20 protein-coding genes are annotated in these 19,694 nt (G+C 68.7%); 10 read left to right on the top strand and 10 right to left on the bottom strand.

The genetic code is table 11. From position 1 onward, the window contains the following. Window positions 1–9: 9 nt before the first annotated feature. The gene (hrpB, locus tag HZY97_RS11235; protein ID WP_180143589.1) at window positions 10–2,439 is read right to left on the bottom strand and encodes an ATP-dependent helicase HrpB; all 2,430 of its coding nucleotides are present in this window, start codon (window positions 2,437–2,439) and stop codon (window positions 10–12) included. Between the two features lie 60 nt (window positions 2,440–2,499). On the opposite strand from hrpB, the gene HZY97_RS11230 reads away from it, so the two are divergent. Continuing rightward, window positions 2,500–2,718, top strand: coding sequence for a hypothetical protein (locus HZY97_RS11230; protein WP_180143588.1), 219 nt, complete (start codon window positions 2,500–2,502; stop codon window positions 2,716–2,718). 3 nt (window positions 2,719–2,721) lie between these two features. Here HZY97_RS11230 and HZY97_RS11225 read toward each other — a convergent pair whose 3' ends face one another. Beyond that, window positions 2,722–3,735 (bottom strand): polyprenyl synthetase family protein, encoded by a 1,014-nt coding sequence (locus HZY97_RS11225; RefSeq protein ID WP_180143587.1) that lies wholly within the window; start codon window positions 3,733–3,735, stop codon window positions 2,722–2,724. A gap of 76 nt (window positions 3,736–3,811) precedes the next feature. On the opposite strand from HZY97_RS11225, the gene HZY97_RS11220 reads away from it, so the two are divergent. Genes HZY97_RS11220 through HZY97_RS11195 form a run of 6 tightly spaced genes read left to right on the top strand, consistent with a single transcriptional unit; the run spans window position 3,812 to window position 8,846 of the window. Next, the gene (locus HZY97_RS11220; RefSeq protein ID WP_180143586.1) at window positions 3,812–4,096 is read left to right on the top strand and encodes a chorismate mutase; all 285 of its coding nucleotides are present in this window, start codon (window positions 3,812–3,814) and stop codon (window positions 4,094–4,096) included. After that, window positions 4,093–4,794: a hypothetical protein gene (locus HZY97_RS11215; protein WP_180143585.1), complete on the top strand. Its 702-nt coding sequence runs from the start codon at window positions 4,093–4,095 to the stop codon at window positions 4,792–4,794. Before HZY97_RS11220 ends, HZY97_RS11215 begins: the two co-directional genes overlap by 4 nt. A gap of 10 nt (window positions 4,795–4,804) precedes the next feature. Continuing rightward, entirely contained in the window at window positions 4,805–5,926 is a 1,122-nt protein-coding gene (locus HZY97_RS11210; protein WP_180143584.1) for a glycosidase, read from the top strand. Then, window positions 5,923–7,488: an alpha-amylase family glycosyl hydrolase gene (locus HZY97_RS11205; RefSeq protein ID WP_180143582.1), complete on the top strand. Its 1,566-nt coding sequence runs from the start codon at window positions 5,923–5,925 to the stop codon at window positions 7,486–7,488. The genes HZY97_RS11210 and HZY97_RS11205 overlap by 4 nt, the downstream gene beginning before the upstream one ends. Further along, window positions 7,485–8,492, top strand: coding sequence for a glycosyltransferase family 4 protein (locus HZY97_RS11200; RefSeq protein ID WP_180143580.1), 1,008 nt, complete (start codon window positions 7,485–7,487; stop codon window positions 8,490–8,492). The genes HZY97_RS11205 and HZY97_RS11200 overlap by 4 nt, the downstream gene beginning before the upstream one ends. 9 nt (window positions 8,493–8,501) lie before the next feature. After that, window positions 8,502–8,846 carry a hypothetical protein gene (locus tag HZY97_RS11195; protein ID WP_180143578.1) on the top strand — a complete coding sequence of 115 codons (345 nt, stop codon included), beginning with the start codon at window positions 8,502–8,504 and terminating at the stop codon, window positions 8,844–8,846. A gap of 3 nt (window positions 8,847–8,849) precedes the next feature. Here the strand turns inward: HZY97_RS11195 and HZY97_RS11190 are convergent, their stop codons facing one another. The 7 genes from HZY97_RS11190 to HZY97_RS11160 are packed head-to-tail and all read right to left on the bottom strand — an operon-like array spanning window position 8,850 to window position 15,958. Beyond that, entirely contained in the window at window positions 8,850–9,845 is a 996-nt protein-coding gene (locus HZY97_RS11190) for a D-cysteine desulfhydrase family protein (RefSeq protein ID WP_180143576.1), read from the bottom strand. Window position 9,846: 1 nt separating this feature from the next. After that, window positions 9,847–10,323 carry a hypothetical protein gene (locus tag HZY97_RS11185; RefSeq protein ID WP_180143574.1) on the bottom strand — a complete coding sequence of 159 codons (477 nt, stop codon included), beginning with the start codon at window positions 10,321–10,323 and terminating at the stop codon, window positions 9,847–9,849. A gap of 23 nt (window positions 10,324–10,346) precedes the next feature. Next, window positions 10,347–10,508 (bottom strand): hypothetical protein, encoded by a 162-nt coding sequence (locus HZY97_RS11180; protein ID WP_180143572.1) that lies wholly within the window; start codon window positions 10,506–10,508, stop codon window positions 10,347–10,349. Window positions 10,509–10,510: 2 nt separating this feature from the next. After that, window positions 10,511–13,918, bottom strand: coding sequence for a chromosome segregation protein SMC (smc, locus tag HZY97_RS11175; protein ID WP_180143570.1), 3,408 nt, complete (start codon window positions 13,916–13,918; stop codon window positions 10,511–10,513). A gap of 23 nt (window positions 13,919–13,941) precedes the next feature. Then, window positions 13,942–14,694 (bottom strand): thioredoxin domain-containing protein, encoded by a 753-nt coding sequence (locus HZY97_RS11170; RefSeq protein ID WP_180143568.1) that lies wholly within the window; start codon window positions 14,692–14,694, stop codon window positions 13,942–13,944. A gap of 17 nt (window positions 14,695–14,711) precedes the next feature. Further along, window positions 14,712–15,425 (bottom strand): thioredoxin domain-containing protein, encoded by a 714-nt coding sequence (locus tag HZY97_RS11165; protein WP_180143566.1) that lies wholly within the window; start codon window positions 15,423–15,425, stop codon window positions 14,712–14,714. After that, entirely contained in the window at window positions 15,425–15,958 is a 534-nt protein-coding gene (locus HZY97_RS11160) for a DUF721 domain-containing protein (RefSeq protein ID WP_180143564.1), read from the bottom strand. The genes HZY97_RS11165 and HZY97_RS11160 overlap by 1 nt, the downstream gene beginning before the upstream one ends. A 27-nt stretch (window positions 15,959–15,985) precedes the next feature. Here HZY97_RS11160 and HZY97_RS11155 point away from each other — a divergent pair, with 27 nt between their 5' ends. From HZY97_RS11155 to nudC, 3 genes are read left to right on the top strand one after another with little or no spacing between them, the layout of a single operon-like run. Then, window positions 15,986–17,041 (top strand): A/G-specific adenine glycosylase, encoded by a 1,056-nt coding sequence (locus HZY97_RS11155; protein ID WP_180143562.1) that lies wholly within the window; start codon window positions 15,986–15,988, stop codon window positions 17,039–17,041. Beyond that, window positions 17,029–18,312, top strand: a complete 1,284-nt coding sequence (locus tag HZY97_RS11150) for a serine hydrolase (RefSeq protein WP_180143561.1) — start codon at window positions 17,029–17,031, stop codon at window positions 18,310–18,312. Before HZY97_RS11155 ends, HZY97_RS11150 begins: the two co-directional genes overlap by 13 nt. Continuing rightward, entirely contained in the window at window positions 18,309–19,178 is an 870-nt protein-coding gene (gene nudC, locus HZY97_RS11145) for an NAD(+) diphosphatase (RefSeq protein WP_180143559.1), read from the top strand. The genes HZY97_RS11150 and nudC overlap by 4 nt, the downstream gene beginning before the upstream one ends. On the opposite strand, the gene HZY97_RS11140 is transcribed toward nudC, so the two are convergent. Then, window positions 19,175–19,681 (bottom strand): hypothetical protein, encoded by a 507-nt coding sequence (locus HZY97_RS11140; RefSeq protein ID WP_180143557.1) that lies wholly within the window; start codon window positions 19,679–19,681, stop codon window positions 19,175–19,177. The two genes, nudC and HZY97_RS11140, sit on opposite strands and share 4 nt — an antisense overlap. Window positions 19,682–19,694 lie beyond the last annotated feature (13 nt).

Genomic DNA, 19,694 nt, shown 5'->3' with positions numbered 1-19,694 from the left:
TGAGTCGCTTTAACGCGGTCCGGCGCCCCTTGCATCTGCCTTTTTCGTCCGGAGCGTCGCGGAGGCAGCGGCGGGATCCTCGGGCCAGGGATGGCGCGGATAGCGCCCGCGCATCTCCTTGGCGACCGCGGCCCAGCTTCCCTTCCAGAAGCCCGGCAGGTCGCGCGTCGTCTGGATCGGCCGGCCGGCGGGCGAGGTGAGGCTCAGCACCAGCGGCGTGCCGTCGCCGAGCACCGGATGCCGATCGAGCCCATAGAGCGCCTGCACCCGTACCTCCACCGTCGGACCGCCCTCGGCGGCATAGTCGATCGCATAGGTCGAGCCTTCGGGCGTCTCGAAGCGGGCAGGGGCCAGCCGGTCGAGCGCCTTCTGCCCGTCCCAGCCGAGCAAATTGTTGAGCGCATTGGTCAGCCCCTCGACCGCGTCGAGCCGGCGCTTGCCCGCCAGCAGTCCCGGCAGCCATTCGTCGAGATCGGCGAGCAGCCGCGCGTCGGAGAGCGAATCATTGCCGGTAAACGCCGCGCGGTTGCGCAGCGCTTGGGCAGGGTCGGACCAGGGCAGCATCGCCAGGCCATGTTCGCGCACGCCTTCGAGCAATGCCTTCTCGATCTCGGCCGGGTTCGCCGCCGAATCGGGGCCGCTCGAAAGGCGTATCGCGCCGAGCCGGCGTTCGCGCAGCGCCTCGATCCGGCCGGTGCCGGGATCGAAGCGTACGCTGCGCTTGGTCTTGATCCGGTCGGCGAACAGCGATTCGACTTCGGCGGGATCGATCGGCGCGGCGGAAAGGATGCGCGCGCCAGACGCCATGCCCTGCGTCTCGGCGACCGCCAGCCATTCGGCGCGGGCAAGCGGGGAAGTGGGATCGAGCTTGAACCCGCGTCCGCCCGCCGAGGCCCAGGTCTCGCCCGAAGCGTCGCGGCGCTTGGCGATACGGTCCGGAAAGGCGAGCGCGACGCAGGCGGCGGGGTCGCCGATCCCGTCATCGCCGACCAGCCTCGCCCAGCGCTGCGCCAGCCGTCGGCCATTCTCGGCGCGCGGTCCACGCTCGCTGCGCCAGCGGCGCAGGCGCAGCTCGAGGTCGGCGTCATTGCCGCCCAGCCCGCGCTCGCCGAGCAGCACCGCGATCTGCGCCGCCGTCCCCGCCATGCCGCGCTCGGCAGCGCGGACCAGCATATGGCCGAGCCGCGGCGGCAGCGGCAGGCCGGCAATCGCCTTGCCATGCGCAGTCGGGCGGCCGTCCTCGTCGAGCGCCTCCAGCGAGCCGAGCCGCTTGCGCGCCTCGGATACCGCAGCCTCGGGCGGCGGATCGAGCCAATTGAGGTCGCGCGGATCGCTCACGCCCCACAAGGCGCAATCGAGCAGCAACGCGGAGAGATCGGCTTCCAATATCTCGGGCGGATCGAAGCGCGGCAGGCCGGCGGTCGCGGCCTCTTCCCACAGGCGATAGGCGACGCCCGGCCCCTGTCGCGCGGCACGTCCGGCGCGCTGGGTGACCGAAGCCTGGCTCGCCCGCTCGGTAACCAGCCGGGTCATCCCCGCGGCTCGGTCATAGCGCGGGCGGCGCGCCAGCCCCGAATCGACCACCACCCGGATGCCGTCCAGCGTCAGCGAGGTTTCGGCGATCGACGTCGCCAGCACGATCTTGCGCCGCCCCTGCGGATCCGCCGCGATCGCCGCGCGCTGGGCGCCGGGCTCGAGCGAGCCGTGCAGCTTGTGCACCACCGCGCCCGGCACCTCGCCGATCCGCTCGGCGGTGCGCTCGATCTCGGCGACCCCGGGTAGGAAGGCGAGCACGCCGCCCTCGGCCTCGCGCAGCGCGAGCCGACAAGCCGCGGCCATCGAGTCCTCGATGCGCGCTTCGGCGGCGCGGCCGAGGTGGCGCAATTCGAGCGGCCAACTCCGCCCTTCGCTCTCGATCACCGGCGCGCCGCCCATCAGGTCGGAGAAGCGCGCGCCGTCCAGCGTCGCCGACATCGCCACGATCCGCAGGTCCGGTCGCAGCGCCGCCTGCGCGTCGAGCGCGAGCGCCAGCCCGAAATCGCTGTCGAGGCTGCGCTCATGGACTTCGTCGAACAGCACCGCCGAGACGCCGGCCAGTTCGGGATCGCCCTGGATGCGATTGACGAAAATGCCCTCCGTGACGACCGTCACCCGCGTCGCGCCCGAGCGCTTCGAATCCATCCGCGTCGCATAGCCAAAGGTCTGGCCGACCTGCTCGCCCGCCAGCGCCGCCATCCGCTCGCCCGCCGCGCGCGCCGCCAGCCTGCGCGGCGAAAGCAGCAATATTTCACCGGTGCACCAGTCCTCGCCGAGTAGTGCCGGCGCCAATGCCGTCGTCTTGCCCGCACCCGGCGGCGCGACGAGCACGGCGTTGCTCCCGGCGCGCACCGCAGCGAGCAGATCGGGCAACACGGCATGAATCGGCAGGGCGTCACTCATTGCGCGCAACCAATTCCCCGAAGCCGGGTTTGGCGCAAGCGAAGCCTAAGGAGCGAAGACATGGCGAGAACCCTGGCACAGTTCAGCATCACCCCCGACAGCGATGGCGACTATACGCTGCATCTGGAGGACGACGACGGCGAGACGCTGGAGTTTACCGCCAGCTTCGAGCAGCTCGACCTGATCACCGAGGCGATCGAGGAAGTGCTCGACGAGGACGAGGAAGATGCACTCACCGCCGACGATGACGACGACGATGAGCCGTCGGACGACGAGTAAAGCCTAATAGGCGCGGGCGACCGCAAACTCGACGGCCTCGATCATCGCATCCTTGGCCGCGCCCGCCGCGAAGCCGCCCAGTGCGTCGATCGCGCGCTGGCCGTAATGGCGGGCGCGGGCGAGCGTATCATCGACCGAGCGGCTGGCCTGGACCAGCCGGATCGCCTCGGCGAAATCCTCGTCCGACGTGCGATGACCCGAGATCGCCGCCTTCCAGAAGGCACGCGCGCTCTCGTCGCCGCGGGCATAGGCCAGGATCACCGGCAGGGTCATCTTGCCCTCGCGGAAATCATCGCCCGCGTCCTTGCCCATCGTGCTCGCATCCGAGACATAGTCGATCGCGTCGTCGACCAGCTGGAAGGCGATGCCGAGGTTGCGGCCATAGGCGTCGAGCGCGGCTTCCTCGGCTTCCGAACGCTCGGCAACCACTGCGGCGATCTTGCAGGCGGCGGCGAACAACGCGGCGGTCTTGGCGCCGATGATGTCGAGATAGCGCTGCTCGCTGAGGTCGAGCCGGCGCACCGCGGTGAGCTGGTTGACTTCGCCCTCGGCGATCACGGCGCTGGCGTTGCTCAGGATCTTGAGCACCTTGAGGCTGCCGTCCTCGACCATCAGCTCGAACGAGCGCGAGAACAGGAAATCGCCGACCAGCACGCTTGCCGGATTGCCCCAGATGATGTTGGCGGTGCGGCGGCCGCGGCGCAGGTCCGATCCGTCGACGACATCGTCGTGGAGCAAAGTCGCGGTGTGGATGAACTCCACCGCGGCGGCGAGCCTATGGTGGCGGGCGCCCGAATAGCCGAGCAGCCGCGCCGACGCCAAGGTCAGCATCGGGCGCATCCGCTTGCCGCCGCCAGCGATCAGATGTCCGGCCAGCTCCGGGATCAGCGGAATCTCGGACTGCATGCGATCGAGGATCACAGCGTTGACGAGGTTCATGTCCTGGGCGACCAGCGCCATCATCGGATCGAGCGAAGGGGCGGGGCCGCCGCCGAGGCGATGGATCGTAGCGCTCATGCCCAAGCCTCTGGCGGGTGCGGCGCGCAAAGGCAAGGCTTGCGTGACCTTACGTCCCCGAGCAAAGAGAGCCCGCATGTCCGACGAAACGCTCAACCGCTTCCGCCAGAGCATCGACAATATCGATGCCGCGCTCGTGTTCCTGCTCGCCGAGCGTTTCAAGGTGACGCAGGCGGTGGGGCGCTACAAGGCCGAGTCGGGCCTGCCGCCCGCCGATCCCGGCCGTGAGGACCGCCAGATCGCCCGGCTGCGCGAGCTCGCCAAGACCGCGGACCTCGACCCGGAATTCTCCGAGAAGTTCCTGCGCTTCATCATCGACGAAGTGATCCGGCATCACACGCAGATGCAGGACGGGAAATGAAGGCGCCCGCCGCCCTGCTGCTGCCGGCACTGATGCTGGCGGGGTGCGGCGGCAACGAGGCGCCGAAGCCCGCGCCGACGCCGACCCCCAGCGCGACGCCCGCGCCCGATCCCGCCGCGCGGCTGGATGCGGCAGTGAAGGCTGCCTGGCCCGAGGGTGTGAAGCAGGGCCCGATCGTGTTCGACGACAACAAGCTCATCGACACGGCCTTTGGCCCGGTGCTGGTCAGCCACGGCCATGTCCCCGACGCCGCGCATGTCGATGCCGGGACGATCGCCGCGACCTATCTCGACCCCGCCGGCACCGGCTTCCGCGTCCGCAAGGCCTGGCCCAAGGCAGCGGAGAGCGGCAGCTTCGGCGACCTCGCCGAATGGTCGATCACCGACAAGTTCGCCGCCAATCCGGTGATCTATGTCGAAGGCGGCGGCACTTGGCAGGGCTATACCTGCAGCTACACCAGCCTCGTCGAGCTGCGTCCCGAAGGGCCCGTCGAGATCGCTTCCTTCCAGTCGGTCTATGACGATGGCGGCGCGGTCGAGGACAAGCCCCAGTCGATCCGGGGCAAGATCGCGACGATCCGAAAGGGGCAGGATTTCACTGTGAAATTCGAGGGAACCCGATCCTTCGCCGAGCGATATTTCTGGCGAGGCGGCAAGTACCAGCGCGAAGGCGGGGAAAGCCAGATTCCGACCTGTTGAGGGGGTAGATGTGGCGGCGGACGACGATTTCCTGATCTTCCGCCCCGACGATGTCGACCTCAGCCGGTCGCCGCTCCGGAACGGCGTGGACGAGCCGACGCACGTGCTCGGCGCCTTCAATCCCGGCTTCACGCGGCTGCCCGGCGGCAACCTCCTGCTGATGGTGCGCGTGGCGGAAGCGCTGCGCGCTCCGGTCGATGGCGATCATGCCCGCGCGATCCGCTGGACCCCCAAGGGCTATGTCCTCGATCGCCATCATCTCTCCGGCATCGAGATGGACGACCCGCGCCAGTTCGCATTGAAGGACCGCAACCCGCGCCTGCTCGGCCTCACTTCGCTCTCCTGGCTGCTCCCCGTCGAGCTCAGCAAGGACGCGAGCAGGATCGTGAAGATCCATTACGACAAGGCGATCCAGCCCTCGGCCTCGTTCCTGGATTACGGCGTCGAGGATGCCCGGATCAGCCTGGTCGGCGGCAGCTGGTGGATGACCGTGTGCGGCGTCTCCGCCGAGCGCCACTGCACCGCGATGTACCATTCTGTGAACGGGCTCGATTACAAGCTGCTCGGCGTGGTCCTCGACCATCAGAACAAGGACATGATCCTGTTCGAGGGCAAGCCGGGCGGCAAATACATGGCGCTCACCCGGCCGCTGGGCGAATGCTATTTCGCCTATCCCGATGACAGCCCATGGCTGGGCGGCCCCGCGATCAACATGGCGCAGTCGCCCGACGGCCTCCACTGGAAGCCGCTCGACACCCCCGGCATCCGCGCGCGGAAGGGCACCAGCTCGACGCAGCGGATCGGCGGCGGCAGCCAGCCGGTGCTCACGCCCGAGGGCTGGATGCTGATCTATCACGGCGTCGAGAAGCAGGGCGCCGTCGGCGTCTATCGCAGCTTCTGGGCACTGCTCGACAAGGACGATCCCTCGAAGATCCTGCGGCTCGAGGACAAGACGCCGCTGCTCGAGGCCAACCCCGCGCTCACCGATCCGATCGCGCACCAGCTCTATCTACCCACCCCCGTCGTGTTCACCACCGGCGTGGCGGATGCCGGCGACCATTATATCGCGGCGAGCGGCGAGGCCGATCTCGCCTGCCGGATCACCCGCATTTCGAAGGAGCGTTTCCGTTGACCGAATGGTGGAAATCGGCCGTCATCTACCAGATCTATCCGCGCTCCTTCCAGGATTCGAACGGCGACGGCGTCGGCGACCTGAAAGGCATCCAAAGCCGCCTCGATGACCTCAAGGCGCTGGGCATCGACGCGATCTGGATCTCGCCGATCTTTCCCAGCCCGATGGCGGACTTCGGTTATGACGTCGCCGATTATTGCGGGATCGACCCGCGCTTCGGCTCGCTCGAGGATTTCGACGCGCTGCTCGCCGCCGCGCACGAACGCGGCATCAAGCTGTTGCTCGATCTCGTCCCCAACCACACGTCGGACCAGCATCCCTGGTTCCTCGAAAGCCGCTCGGCCCGCGACGATCCCCGGCGCGACTGGTATATCTGGCGCGATCCCAAGCCCGACGGCTCGCCGCCCAACAACTGGATCAGCGATTTCGGCGGCTCGGCCTGGGAATGGGACGAAGCCACCGGCCAATATTATTACCATGCCTTCCTCAAGGACCAGCCCGACCTCAACTGGCGCAACCCTGCGGTGCGCAAGGCGATGCTCGACGTGCTGCGCTTCTGGTTCGCGCGCGGGATCGACGGGTTCCGGATCGATGTGCTGTGGCACATGGTCAAGCATATCGACCTGCCCGATAACCCCGCCAATGACGAATGGGCGCCGGGCCAGGCGGACTATACCCGCGTCCACCAGCTCCACTCGACCGACCAGCCCGAAGTCCATGACATCGCCCATGAGATGCGTGTCATCGCCGACGAATATGGTGCGCGCGTCCTGATCGGCGAGATCTACCTGCCGGTGCCCAAGCTGGTCGGCTATTACGGCACCGTGGAGCGGCCGGGCGTGCATCTGCCCTTCAATTTCCAGCTGATCGGCGCCGCGTGGAACGCGCGCAGCCTGGCGAAGATGATCGCCGATTATGAAGGCGCGCTCCCCGTGGACGGCTGGCCCAATTGGGTGCTCGGCAACCACGACCGCCCGCGCATCGCCACGCGTGTTGGGGCGGAACAGGCGCGCGTCGCGATGATGCTCCTGCTCACGCTGCGCGGCACGCCGACGCTCTATTATGGCGACGAGATCGGCATGGCGGACGTGTCGATCCCCGCGCACCAGGTCCAGGACCCGCGCGAATTGAACGAGCCCGGCATCGGCATGGGCCGCGATCCGGTGCGCACCCCGATGGCCTGGGATGCGAGCGCCAATGCCGGCTTCAGCCCCGCCGACCCCTGGCTGCCGCTCCACCCCGACTGGCTGGAACGCAATGTCGAAGCGCAGCGCGGCGACCCCGCCTCGCTATGGCGGCTGACCCAGAAATTGCTGTTCCTGCGCCACGAGCACCCTGCGCTGGCGCTCGGCGACTATCACCCGATCGACGCCGGCGGCGACCTGCTCGCCTTTGAGCGCCGGCTCGACCACGACCGGCTGCTGGTCGTGCTCAACCTCGGCGACACGCCCCAGGGTTTCGCCATCCCCGAATGGGCGGAGAGTTTCACCGTGCTCGCGTCCGCACGCGGCGGCCACGACCCCGCTCTGCTCTCCCCGAACGAAGGCTATATTCTCGGATGAAGATCGCGATGCTGGCGCCGATCGCATGGCGCACGCCGCCGCGGCACTATGGCCCATGGGAGCTGGTGACGAGCCTGCTCACCGAGGCCTTGGTCGCGCGCGGGATCGACGTGACTTTGTTCGCCACGAAGGACTCGTTCACCCGCGGCAAGCTCGATGGCGTGGTGCCCGGCGGCTATGAGGAAACGCCCGAGGTCGATGCCAAGGTCTGGGAATATGCCCATCTCGCGCATCTGTTCGAACAGGCCGACAGGTTCGACCTGATCCACAACCAGGCCGATTTCCCCGCCCACGCCTTTTCGCGGCTGGTCGACACGCCGATGGTGACGACGATCCACGGCTTCTCCTCGGCGCGGATCCTGCCGATGTACAAGCCGTTCGAGGATCGGGTGCATTATGTCGCGATCAGCGACGCCGATCGCAGCCCGATGCTCAACTATGCCGCGACGATCCATCACGGCATTCGCCTCGACGAATTCCCCTTCGAGCCCGATGGCGGCGAGGACCTGCTCTTCTTCGGTCGCATGCACCCCGACAAGGGCGCCGCCGAGGCGATCGAAGTGGCGCGCGCCACCGGTCGGCGGCTCAACCTCTACGGCATCATCCAGGACCAGGGCTATTTCGACCGCGAAGTCGCGCCGTTCCTGAGCGAGCAGATCGTCTATCACGGCCCCGTCGGCGGCGAGGCGCGGCTGCGCGCGCTCGGCAAGGCGCAGGCGCTGCTTCACCTAATCAACTTCGACGAACCCTTCGGCTTGTCGGTGGTCGAGGCGATGGCCTGCGGTACCCCGGTGATCGCGATCGACCGCGGCTCGATGCCCGAGCTGATCACGCCCGAGACCGGCCTCCTCGTCGGCTCGACCGGCGAGGCGATCACTGCGCTCGGCCAGATCCACACCATCGACCGCGCCGCCTGCCGCGCGCGGGTGGCGGAGCACTTCTCGGTCGAGGCGATGGCCGACAACTATATCCGGTTGTATGAGCGGATCCTGTCGAGCGGATAGGGGTGGCGGATGGAGACGCGTTTCGAGCTGCGGATTTACCGGGACCGCATGGTTCTCTCCGACGGGAAGACGGGGCAGCAGCTTGATCGCCGGGCCAGCATGCCTTTCTCTTCGACCCGGTTGCTCGTAGCGGATACCGATGCAGCGGGGGAGTTGCTCAAAACGATGATCCGCGAGATGGCCGGGCACGCGCGCTGGCTGAGCTGGCCGAGCGCGATGATGGTTCCGATGGATCTGTGCGAGGGCGGCCTGAGCGCGGTCGAACTGGGCGCGCTCCGGACGCTCGGTGGGGAAGCGGGTTTTCGCAAGATTCTCGTGCACGAAGCCGGGCACCAGCCCTTCGCGCTCGCTTAGGCGCTAAGCAAACGCCGGCTGGTACGCGTACAGCCCCGGCGTTCCCCCGGTCATCACGAACAGCACATCGCCGGTGAACCGCCCCTCGGCCAGCCCCGCCAGCACGCCGGCAAACGCCTTGCCGCTATAGACCGGGTCGATCAGCAGCCCCTCGGCCCGTGCCATCAGCCGCACCGCCGCGAGCATCGCCTCGGTCGGGATGCCATACGCCTCGCCGCGCTGCGAACCGTCGATCCGGATCGCATCGGGGTGGATCTCCCAGCCGCCGAGCAAGGCGTGGGTCTGATGGGCAAGTGCCAGCGTTTCGCGCTCGGCCTCGGCCAGTTCTGCGAGCACGGTGAACGACAATATCCGCCGCGGGTCGTCCTCTGCCGAGGCCATCCCGGCGACCAGCCCGGCATGCGTGCCGTGGCTGCCATTGGCGACGATGATCGTCTCGAACCGCAGGCCCATCTCGGCCTCCTGCGCGCGGATCTCCGCCGCGCACGATGCATAGCCGAGCGCGCCGACCGGCGAGGAGCCGCCCGCGCCGACGACATAGGGCTTGCGCCCCTCGGCACGCAGTTCGTCTGCGCGGACGTGCGCAGCGGTGAGCGCATTGGTCCCGCGCGGCAGGTGATGCACCGTCGCGCCGAACAGTCCGTCGAGCAGCTGGTTGCCGTTATGGAGGTAGCTCGGATCGTCGCGCGGCACCGTGTCGGTGAGCATCAGCTCCGCCTTGAGCCCCATCCGCGCCGCCGCCGCCGCGCTCAGCCGGGCGTGATTGGATTGGCGCGCGCCGGTGGTCACGAAGGTATCGCAGCCCTGCTCGATCGCCGCGCCAAGCAGATATTCGAGCTTGCGCAGCTTGTTGCCGCCGCCGCCCAGCCCCATCAGATCGTCGCGCTTCACGAACAGCCGCGCGCCCTTCAGGCCGAGCGCCGCCTCGATCCGCTCGAGCCGCTGGATCGGCGTCGGCGCGTCGAACAGCGTGACGCGGGGGAATTGCTGGCGTCCCATCTCAGAGCGCCGGCTTGCAGCTGCGCGACTGATAGACGCCGCGCAGGAACCCGCGGCGCGCAAAGCCTGCGCTCGCCGCCGCAAGCAGCTCGCGCTGTGCCGCCGCCGCGCCGCTGACTTCGCGGACGACGCCGCGGAACGGCACGATCAGCCCGGCGACGGTATCGCCATTGACCTTGACCTTGCGGCTCTTCTTGCGATCCGCCCCTGCGACGAAGTCGGGGCCGAGCGCATCGCTAAGATCGTCAAAGGCCGCGGCGATGCCCGTACATTTGGACAGGCCGTCCAGGCTGTAGGGCGCGGCGGCGGCACGCTGGAGCACCGGCGGGATCCTGGTCTTGACGACACCGACGTCCTTGGCCGGCTGCTCGGCGATGTCGCCTGCAGCCTGGGTAGTCGATTGATGCTTATCCTGCGCAAGCGCCGGGCTGCTGATAAGCGCCGCCACGGCCAGGCCGATCCAAAGACTCGATCGCATGTCTTTCCTTCCGCTGCTCAGGGTCAAGGGCTCGCCCAGACCAGCATCGCGATACCCAGCACGATCAGCGCGACGACGCTGAACAGCACCAGGCAGGCGATCGCCTGACCATAGCGTTTCTCGAGGATCCAATAGACGCCCTCGAAGCAGACCTGAAACACGATCTCGACCACGCCCTGGAGCATGGCTATTCCGCCGCCAGCAAATTCTCGGCCCCGCCGAGATCGACCGAGACCAGCCGGCTCACGCCGCGCTCGACCATCGTCACGCCGAACAGCCGGTGCATCCGGCTCATCGTCGCGGCATTGTGCGTGACGATCAGGTAGCGCGTCGCGGTCTCCTCGGTCATCTTCTCGAGCAGGTCGCAGAAACGGTCGATATTGGCGTCGTCGAGCGGCGCGTCGACTTCGTCGAGCACGCAGATCGGCGCCGGGTTGGTCAGGAACAGCGCGAAGATCAGCGCGACCGCGGTCAGCGCCTGCTCGCCGCCCGAAAGCAGGGTGAGCGACTGGAGCTTCTTGCCCGGCGGCTGCGCCATGATTTCGAGCCCGGCCTCGAGCGGGTCGTCCGAATCGATCAGCTCGAGATGCGCCTGGCCGCCGTTGAACAATGTCGAGAACAGCCGGCGGAAATGCTGGTCGACCGCTTCGAACGCTGCGAGCAGCCGTTGCCGGCCCTCGCGGTTTAGCGTGCCGATCGAGCCGCGCAGCTGGTTGACCGCCTGGTGCAGTTCGTCGCGCTCGGCGGCGTTGGTGGTGAAGGCGGCTTCGAGCTCGGCCAGCTCGGTCTCGGCCACGAGGTTGACCGGCCCGATCCGCTCGCGTTCGGCATTCAACCGCTCATGCGCCGTCGATTCCTCCTCGGGCGCGCGCACCGTCGCTTCGTCGAACCCTGCCTTTTGCGGCAGGATCGGCGGCGGGCATTCGAAGCGCTCGCCCGAGATGCGGCCCATCTCGATGCGGCGCGATTCCTGGTTCTCGGCGCGCGCCACCGCGCCGGCGCGGGCCTCGCGCGCCTGGGCAAGGATCTCGTTGGCGCCGCGCACCGCGCCTTCGGTATCGCGCACCGCCATTTCGGCCTCGCGCTCGGCGGCTTGGGCGGCGGCGCTTTCGATCCGCGCCTTCTCGGTCGCGGCCTCGGCCTCGGCGAGCTTTGCCTCGAGCTGGGCGGGCTTGCCGGCGAGCGCCTCGCTCTCCTCGGCCAATTGAGCGCCGCGCTTTTCCATCTCGTTCGCGCGCCGCGCCGCATCGCCGGCGCGCGACTTCCAGCTCTTCGCCTCCGCACCCGCCGCGGCATGGCGTTCGCGCGCCGCGCCGATCTCGCGCTCCAGCGTGCCGCGCTCGGCGCGGGCGGAGGCAGAGGTGGCACGCTTGGTCTCGGCATCGCTGGAGAGCGAAGCCACGCGGGCGCGCGTCTCGGTGCCGTCGGGCAGCGCTGCCTTGGCCGCCTCGGCGCGGTTGAGCTCGGTCGCGGCCTCATCCTGCTCGGCGGCGACGCGGCGGATGCGCGTATCGAGATCGGCGCGCTGCGAATCGAGCCGTTCGAGCTGCGACGTTGCGCGGTCCTCGGCGCGGCCCGCCTCGCGTCCGGCATTGTCGGCATGTTCGAGCACGCGGCGGCAATCCGCCGCAGCCCGCCGTGCCTCGGCGATATTCTCTTCGATCCGGCCCAGCTCGGCATCGGCGCTCTCGACCGCGCGCACCGCCGCCGGCCGCGCCTTCTCGATCGCCGCCAGCCGGTTGACCCGGACCAGCCGCTCCGCCGCCGCCGCGCCGCCCGACTTGGCGACATAGCCGTCCCAGCGCCGCAGCACGCCCGCGAGCGTCACCAGCCGCTGGCCGACCGCGAGTGTTTGGCCCTTGTCCTCCTCGGCGACCAGCACCTGCGCAAGGCGCCGTGCAAGGCCTGCCGGCGCCTGGACATGGCGGCCGAGCGGCGTGGTATCCGCCGCCGCGCCCGGATCGCCCGCCTGCGGCTCGGCGCCGGCCCAATAGCGCTCGGCATGGGTGTCGAGCCCCGCCTCGAGATCGTCGCCCAGCGCGGCGGCAAGCGCGCGCTCATAGCCGGCATCGACCTTGAGCTTGTCGAGCAGCCGGTCCTTGTCCGAAGGCCGCGTCGCCTTGGCGAGCGCCGCCGCTTCGCTGTCGAGCTGCGCCAGTTCGGCATGCGCGCCCGCCCGCTTGGCCTGGGCGTGATTGCGCGCCTCGACACCCGCGCGCTCTTCGGCATCGGCGCGCGCCATGCCGGTGCGGGCGCTCTCGGCTTGGCGGACCGCCTGGGCACGCGCCTCGGCCGCGCGCTTCTTCTCGGCCTGCAGCGGCTCGGGGTCGGGCAGCGCCTTCAGCTCCGCATCGATCCGCGCCCGGTCGCGCTCGGAGCGTTCGGCGCGGGTGCGGGCGGCAGCCAGCGCCGCCTCGGCAACGCGGGCCTCGGCCGCTTCGCTCGCCTGCGCCGCCAGCGCCTGCGCCAGCGCGACTTCGGCATCGCGCGCGGCGCGCTCGGCATCGGCCAGCGCGGCGTCGAGATGCGGCATCCGCGCGCTCGTCTCGGCGATGCGCGTGTCGAGCGCCTTCACTTCCTCGTCGAGCCGCGCCAGTGCCTCGGCGGCATCGCGCGCCAGCGCGCCTTCGCGGCCACGATCTTCTTCGAGCCGGCGCACCGACTCCTGCACTTCGGTGATCCGCCGCTCGACCGCCGCCTTGTCCGCGCGCAGCGTCGCGAGCCCGTGCATCGCTTCGGTCGCCCTGTCGCGCACCGCCAGTGCCTCGGCGCGTAGCGTGCCGAGCTTCTCCGCCGCGGCCTGCTGTACCGCGACCGCCGAATCATGCGCCTGGGTGCGCGCGGCGACGAGCACTTCGGCCGCCACCGCTTCCTTCTTGGCCGCATCCGCCGCCGCCGCCGCATCGCGCCAGCGCGCGAAGATCATCCGCGCCTCGGCAACGCGGATCTTGTCCGAAAGCTCGCGGTAGCGCTCGGCCTGGCGCGCCTGGCGCTTCAATTGCGCCGCGCGATTCTCCTGGTCGCCGATAACTTCGTCGAGCCGGGTCAGGTTCGCTTCGGTCGCGCGCAGCCGCTGCTCGGCATCCTTGCGGCGGACATGCAGCCCGGCGATGCCTGCGGCTTCCTCGAGCATCGCGCGGCGCTCGCCTGGCTTGGCCTGGATGATCGCGCCGATCCGCCCCTGGCTGACGAGAGCCGGCGAGTGCGCGCCCGTCGCCGAATCGGCGAAGAGCAAGGCGACGTCCTTGGCGCGCACGTCGCGCCCGTTGATCCGATAGGCCGAGCCCGCGCCGCGCTCGATGCGGCGGACGACTTCCATCTCGTCATCCTCGCCGACCTGGTCGGCCTGAATCGAGACTTCGGCGAAGTCGCGCGCCGGCCGCGTCGCGGTGCCGGCGAAGATCACGTCTTCCATGCCCGCGCCGCGCATCGACTTGGCGCTGGTCTCGCCCATCACCCAGCGCAGCGCTTCAAGCAGGTTCGATTTGCCGCAGCCATTGGGGCCGACGATGCCCGTCAGCCCCGGCTCGATGCGCAGATCAGCCGGATCGACGAAGCTCTTGAAGCCCGTCAGTCGCAGCCGCTTGATCTGCACGGCGGGTTCCTAGCTCCGCCCGATCAGCGCGCGCCGGCCTGCTTGAGCAGCGGCTCGAGCTGCTCCCAGCTGCCGGCTTCCACCTTCTTGCCGTTGATGAAGAAGCTCGGGGTCGAGTTCACGCCATAGACGGTCGCGCCATCGGCGTTGACCTTGGCGATCTCGTCGATCTTGGTCTTGTCGGCCAGGCACTGGCGCGACTTGGCTTCGGGCACGCCCATCTGCTTCATGAAATCGATCATGCCGAGCTGCTCGGCAAAGGCGACCGCGGCCTGGGGCGGCGGCAGCTGCTGGAGCTGCTGGATCAGCGGCTGGTTGGTCTTGTAGAGCTGCTCGGTGCGGGTCAGGAACGCGTCCTGGTTCTCGTAGAACTTGTCGAGCACCGGGAAGAAGTTCTCGTCGGGCACGCACTGGTTGAGCAAAGCCGCCGCGAGATCGGGCGCGCCGTGGATCAGGAAGTCGCGGAATTCCCAGCTGACCTTGCCGGTCGAGATATATTTGGCGCGCAGCGGCTCGGGCGCGGTGCGGCCGAACATCCCGCAATAGGGGCAGTTGCGCGAGCCATATTCGACCAGCTTGATCGGCGCGGCCGGGTTGCCCTGGAGATAGCCGCCATCCTTGGTCTTGGCGATCGTGTCGACCCAGGCCTTGCCGGCCGGCGCGGTGACCGAAGCGACCGGCGTGGCGGACGTGACCGCGCTGTTGCCGTCACTGCCGCCGCCGCACGCCGCGAGCGCAAGGAGCGGGGCCAGGGCCAGAGCGAACAATTTACGCATGCGATATCTTCTCCAGACTAATCCGAGGCGCCGTTTGCCCAGAGCTCGGGCAGCAGCCGTTCCCAGCTATTGGCACTTACCTTGCGGGCATTGACGATGAAAGTGGGCGTGCCCTCGACCCCATAGACCTTCGCGCCATCGGCATAGGTCTTCGAGATGCGGGCGATCAGCTTGGGATCGGCCAGGCACTTGCGCGCCGCGGCTTCGGGCAGCCCCTGCGTCTTCATGAACGCGATCAGGCCAAGCCCCTCGGCGAAGCGCGTCGCCATCTGCGGCACCGGCAGCTTCTGCCAGGCCTTGAGCTGCTCAGGCTGCGCCTTGACCAGCGCCTCGAGCTTGTCCTCGAACTGGCGCTGATGCGCGTAGAGCGCATCGAGCACCGGGAAGAAGCGGTTGGTGGGCACGCACTGGTTGACCAGCGCCATCGCCAGATCGGGCGGGCCGTGGACCAGGAAGTCGCGATATTCGTAGCTGACCTTGCCGGTGGCGATGTAATCCTTGCGCAGCGGATCGACGCCCTCGGCGGCGAAGCGCCCGCAGGTCGGGCAGCCGCGCGAGCCATATTCGACCAGCTTGACCGGCGCATCGGGATTGCCCTGGCGATAGCCGCCCTGCGGAGTCACCGTGACGGTGGCCTCCCAATTCTGCGCGGGCCTGGCGGCCTGTTGCGCCGAGGCGCCGCCGATCAGGGCCAGCGCCGCGGCGCCGGCGATTGCAAACAAAATACGCATCAGTCGATCCGGCCGATCTTGGGTTTCTCGTCGCTCGCCAGCACGCCGGCGGCCAGCGCTTCGAGCACGGCCTTCAATTCGGGGTCGACGATCCCGCGCAGGCTCTCGCCCATCGCTTCGGACAGCGGCTTGAGGCTGGGCGGCGCCGCTGCCTTGGCCGGCGCCTTGATCTGGCCGTGGCGAATGGCGAGCTTGGCGACCGCGGCATAGCCGAAGAAGCGGTTCACCCGCTCGACGATCTCGGGAGCGATATGCTGCATCGTCGGGGCGTGCGCGCCGCTGACGATCAGGTGCAGCACGCCCTGCTCGCGCTTGCCCTGGGGGAAGCGGATCGATTCGGGCGCCGAGACACGGGCATAGCGTTCGCCGACGATTTCGGTCCAGCGGCTGACGATCGAATGCTGGACGAAGCCGAACTTGCGGAAGCTTGCGCGGCCGACATCGGGCAGCAGCTCGGAGACCGAGCGGGCACGCAGCGCGCGCTGCGGCTCGGGCTTGGGCTGGCGGATCGTGGTACGCGGAGGCTTCGTCATTTCGACCAACCCATGCCATAGGGTCCTGTGCCCGACAACGCCCCTCGCGCAATCGCCGCTGCGCTGCTCCCCTGGTATGACCGCAACGCCCGCGACTTGCCGTGGCGCGCGCGGCCCGGCGCCAATGCGCCCGATCCCTATCGCGTCTGGCTCTCCGAAGTGATGCTCCAGCAGACCCAGGTCGCCAGCGTCATTCCCTATTTCGACAAGTTCACGTCGCGCTGGCCTACGGTCGAGGCGCTCGCCGCTTCCGGGGATGCCGACCTGATGGCCGCCTGGGCCGGGCTCGGCTATTATGCCCGCGCCCGCAACCTGCTCGCCTGTGCCCGCGAAGTCGCGCGGCGCGGCGACTTTCCGGACACCGAAGCGGGCTTGCGTGAACTTCCCGGGGTCGGCGGCTATACCGCGGCGGCGATCGCTTCGATCGCGTTCGGGCGGCGCGCCGTGGTGGTCGATGCCAATGTCGAGCGTGTCGTCTCGCGGCTGTTCGCGGTGGAAGAAACGCTGCCCGGCGCAAAGGCGAAAATCTACGCGCTCACCGACACGATCACCCCCGATACGCGCTCGGGCGATTTCGCCCAGGCAATGATGGACCTCGGCAGCGGGATCTGCACCGCGCGCGCGCCAAAGTGTCTGCTGTGTCCGCTTCGCGAAGATTGCGACGGCTATGCGACCGGCGCGCCCGAGCGTTTCCCGATCAAGGCGGCCAAGGCGCCCAAGCCGCAGCGCCACGGCACGATGTTCTGGCTCGAGCGCGACGGGCAGGTGCTGCTTGTTCGCCGCCCGGACAAGGGCCTGCTCGGCGGGATGCGCGCGCTGCCGACCGGCCCCTGGACCGATTCGTCGCCCGGGCTGGCGGATGCGCCGGTGCCGGCAGGCTGGCAGATGCTCGACGAGAGCGTCACTCACGGCTTCACCCATTTCAACCTCGATGTCAGACTTGCGGCTGCAACGATCCCGTCGCATGCAGGCGCCGCCGTCGCGGGCGAATGGTGGCCGATCGCCGAGATTGAATCGGCCGGATTGCCCACGGTCTTCGCCAAGGCGGCAAGGACATTCAGGAGAGTGCTATGCGCGGTCTGATCGGTTTCGGCTTTGGCCTGGCAGTGCTGGCGTCGCCCGCCTTCGCGCAGACCGCCCCTCAGCCCCCCGCCGCGCCCAATGTCGCCGCCGAGACCGCGCTGGCCAAGCGCTATGTCGCCGAGGGCAAGGTGCCCGGCATCGTCATCCTCGCCGGCCGTCCCGACGGCGCCGTCACCGTGGTCAGCGAAGGCCGCGTCGCCGACGAGCCGACCGCGCACCAGGCCGATGTCGACAGCCTGTGGCGCGTCTATTCGATGACCAAGCCGATCACCGGCATCGCCGCAATGATCCTGATCGAGGAAGGCAAGCTCAGCCTCGACCAGCCGATCAGCGACTTCATCCCGGCGTTCAAGAATATGAAGGTGCTGGTCGATCCCGCGAAGGACCTGACCACCCGCCCGGCGACCAGGCCGATCACGGTGCGCAACCTGCTCACCCACACCGCCGGCCTCGGCTACAACATCATCACCAAGGGGCCGTTGCTCGACGAGTATAACAAGCTCGGCATCAACCCGGCGCAGGTGAACGAGCAGCTCGAAGTCCAGATGGCCGCGGCGCGCCCGGACAGTCTCGAGGAGTTCGCCAACCGCACCGCGACGCTGCCGCTGATCGCCGAGCCGGGCGCCAAGTGGAGCTATTCGATCGGTCTCGATATTCTCGGCCGGGTGATCGAAGTCGCCGGCGGCATGCCGTTCGACCAGTTCGTCAACACGCGGATCTTCGCACCGCTCAAGATGACCGAGAGCTACTGGACCGTGCCGGCGGACAAGGCCGGCAATTTCGCCACCGTCTATGCCCCGATCGGCGACAAGCGCGTGGCCGCCGATCCGGCAGCGAGCTCGATCTATCTGAAGAAGCCCGAATTCCCCTATGGCGGCGCGGGCCTCGTCATGTCGGCGCGCGACTATGACCGCTTCCTCCACATGCTGCTCAACGGCGGCGAGCTCGACGGTGCGCGCATCCTCAAGCCCGCGACCGTCGCGACCGCGATGTCGAACCTGCTGCCCGCCGGCGCCGACACCTCGATCCTCAACGAAACCGCCAAGGATACCGGCGCGCAGATGGGCTTTGGCGCGGGCGGTTCGGTCTATCTCAACGACATGCCGAGCGGCCCGGGCAAGGGCACCTATGGCTGGGGCGGGGCGGCCGGCACGATCGCCTGGGTCGATCCGGTCCACAAGGTCCGCGGCGTCGCGATGATCAACCTTTTCGGCGACACTCCGCTCAAGCGCGAAGTCTCGAAGGCGATCTACGCCGATCTCGCTAAATGAGTCTGCCCGGCTTTACCGGCAACACGCTCGACCGCGCCGACCGCGTCCGCCACGAGCCCGAACTGCTCGAAGCGGCGCTGGCGCATGAAGGCGCGCGGCTGCTCGTGCTCGACGGGCTCGATCCGGTGCTCGACGAAGACGGCCGGCTGACCTGGACCGACCTGGCCGACGCCCGCGGCGAGCTGCTCTTCCTCGGCTATGACCAAGGCGTGCCCCGCTTCGCTTCGGCCATCCCGGACGACAAAGCGGTGCCGATGGGCCGTTCGCCGGCGATGTTCGCGCTGCTCGACCGTTTCGCCGCGCCCGATGCCGCCAATTATGCCGCCGCGCGCAGCCTCGTATTCTGGCATGGCCGCCACCGTTTCTGCGCCAATTGCGGATCGCCGACGCGCATCACCCATGCCGGCTGGGGGCGCCACTGCCCCAATTGCGGCGCCGAGCATTTCCCCCGCGTCGAGCCCGTGGTGATCATGCTCGCCGAGCGCGGCGACAAGGTGCTGCTCGGCCGCCAGCCGAGCTGGCCGCCGGGCCGCTATTCGGCGCTGGCCGGTTTCCTCGAAGTCGGCGAGGCGATCGAGGAGGCAGTGCGCCGCGAGACGTTCGAAGAGTCCGGAATCCGCTTGGGCAAGGTCCGCTATGTCGCCAGCCAGCCCTGGCCCTTCCCGTCGTCGCTGATGGTCGCCTGTATCGGCGAGGCGCTCAACGACGACATCGCGATCGACGCGCACGAACTCGAGGACGCCCGCTGGTTCACCCGCGACGAAGTGCGCCAGTCGCTCGCACGCGATCCGGACGCTCCGTTCGGCGGGCCGCCGCCCTACGCCATCGCCTTCACCCTGCTCACCGCCTGGGCGGAAGGGGCCTAGTCGTCCTCCACCGGCCGCGTCGCCCAGCTTGCCTGCAGCGTCGGCACGGCGAGGTAGAGGACGAACAGCATATAGTCGAAATAGGCGATCTGAGTGATCAGCGCCTCGCGGCTCCAATTGTCGATCAGCGCCAGCCCGAGCAGCAGCCAGATACCGCCAAAGGCCGCAAACGTCACCGTGGCGAAGCCGTAGAGGAAGGCGCGCTGGCGTAGCTGGCGGTCATATTCGTCGGCCAGCTTGCCGCCGCCCCAAGGCTTGATCGGCCCGAAGATCGGCAGGAACACCGCAATCGCGAATCCCACCGAGATCGCGGCATAGCCGAGATACGCCCTGTCCGGCCGCGCCAGGCCCCAGGCCCAGCCGCCGATCGCGATCGCCAGCGCGACGATCGGTACCCAGCGCAAGTGCCGGCGCCGTATCTCGTGGCGGGCGAGCGCGGGCATGCCGGTATGCTCGGCTGCGGCATCGAGCCGGGCGAAGAGACGCTGATTGAAACGGGACATGCAAATCTCCGCG

The sequence above is a fragment of the Sphingomonas sp. R-74633 genome (genome assembly GCF_013416555.1).
Taxonomy (GTDB): Bacteria; Pseudomonadota; Alphaproteobacteria; order Sphingomonadales; family Sphingomonadaceae; genus Sphingomonas.
The sequence above is the reverse complement of the archived record's forward strand: the minus strand, read 5'-3'. Positions and strand labels throughout refer to the sequence as shown.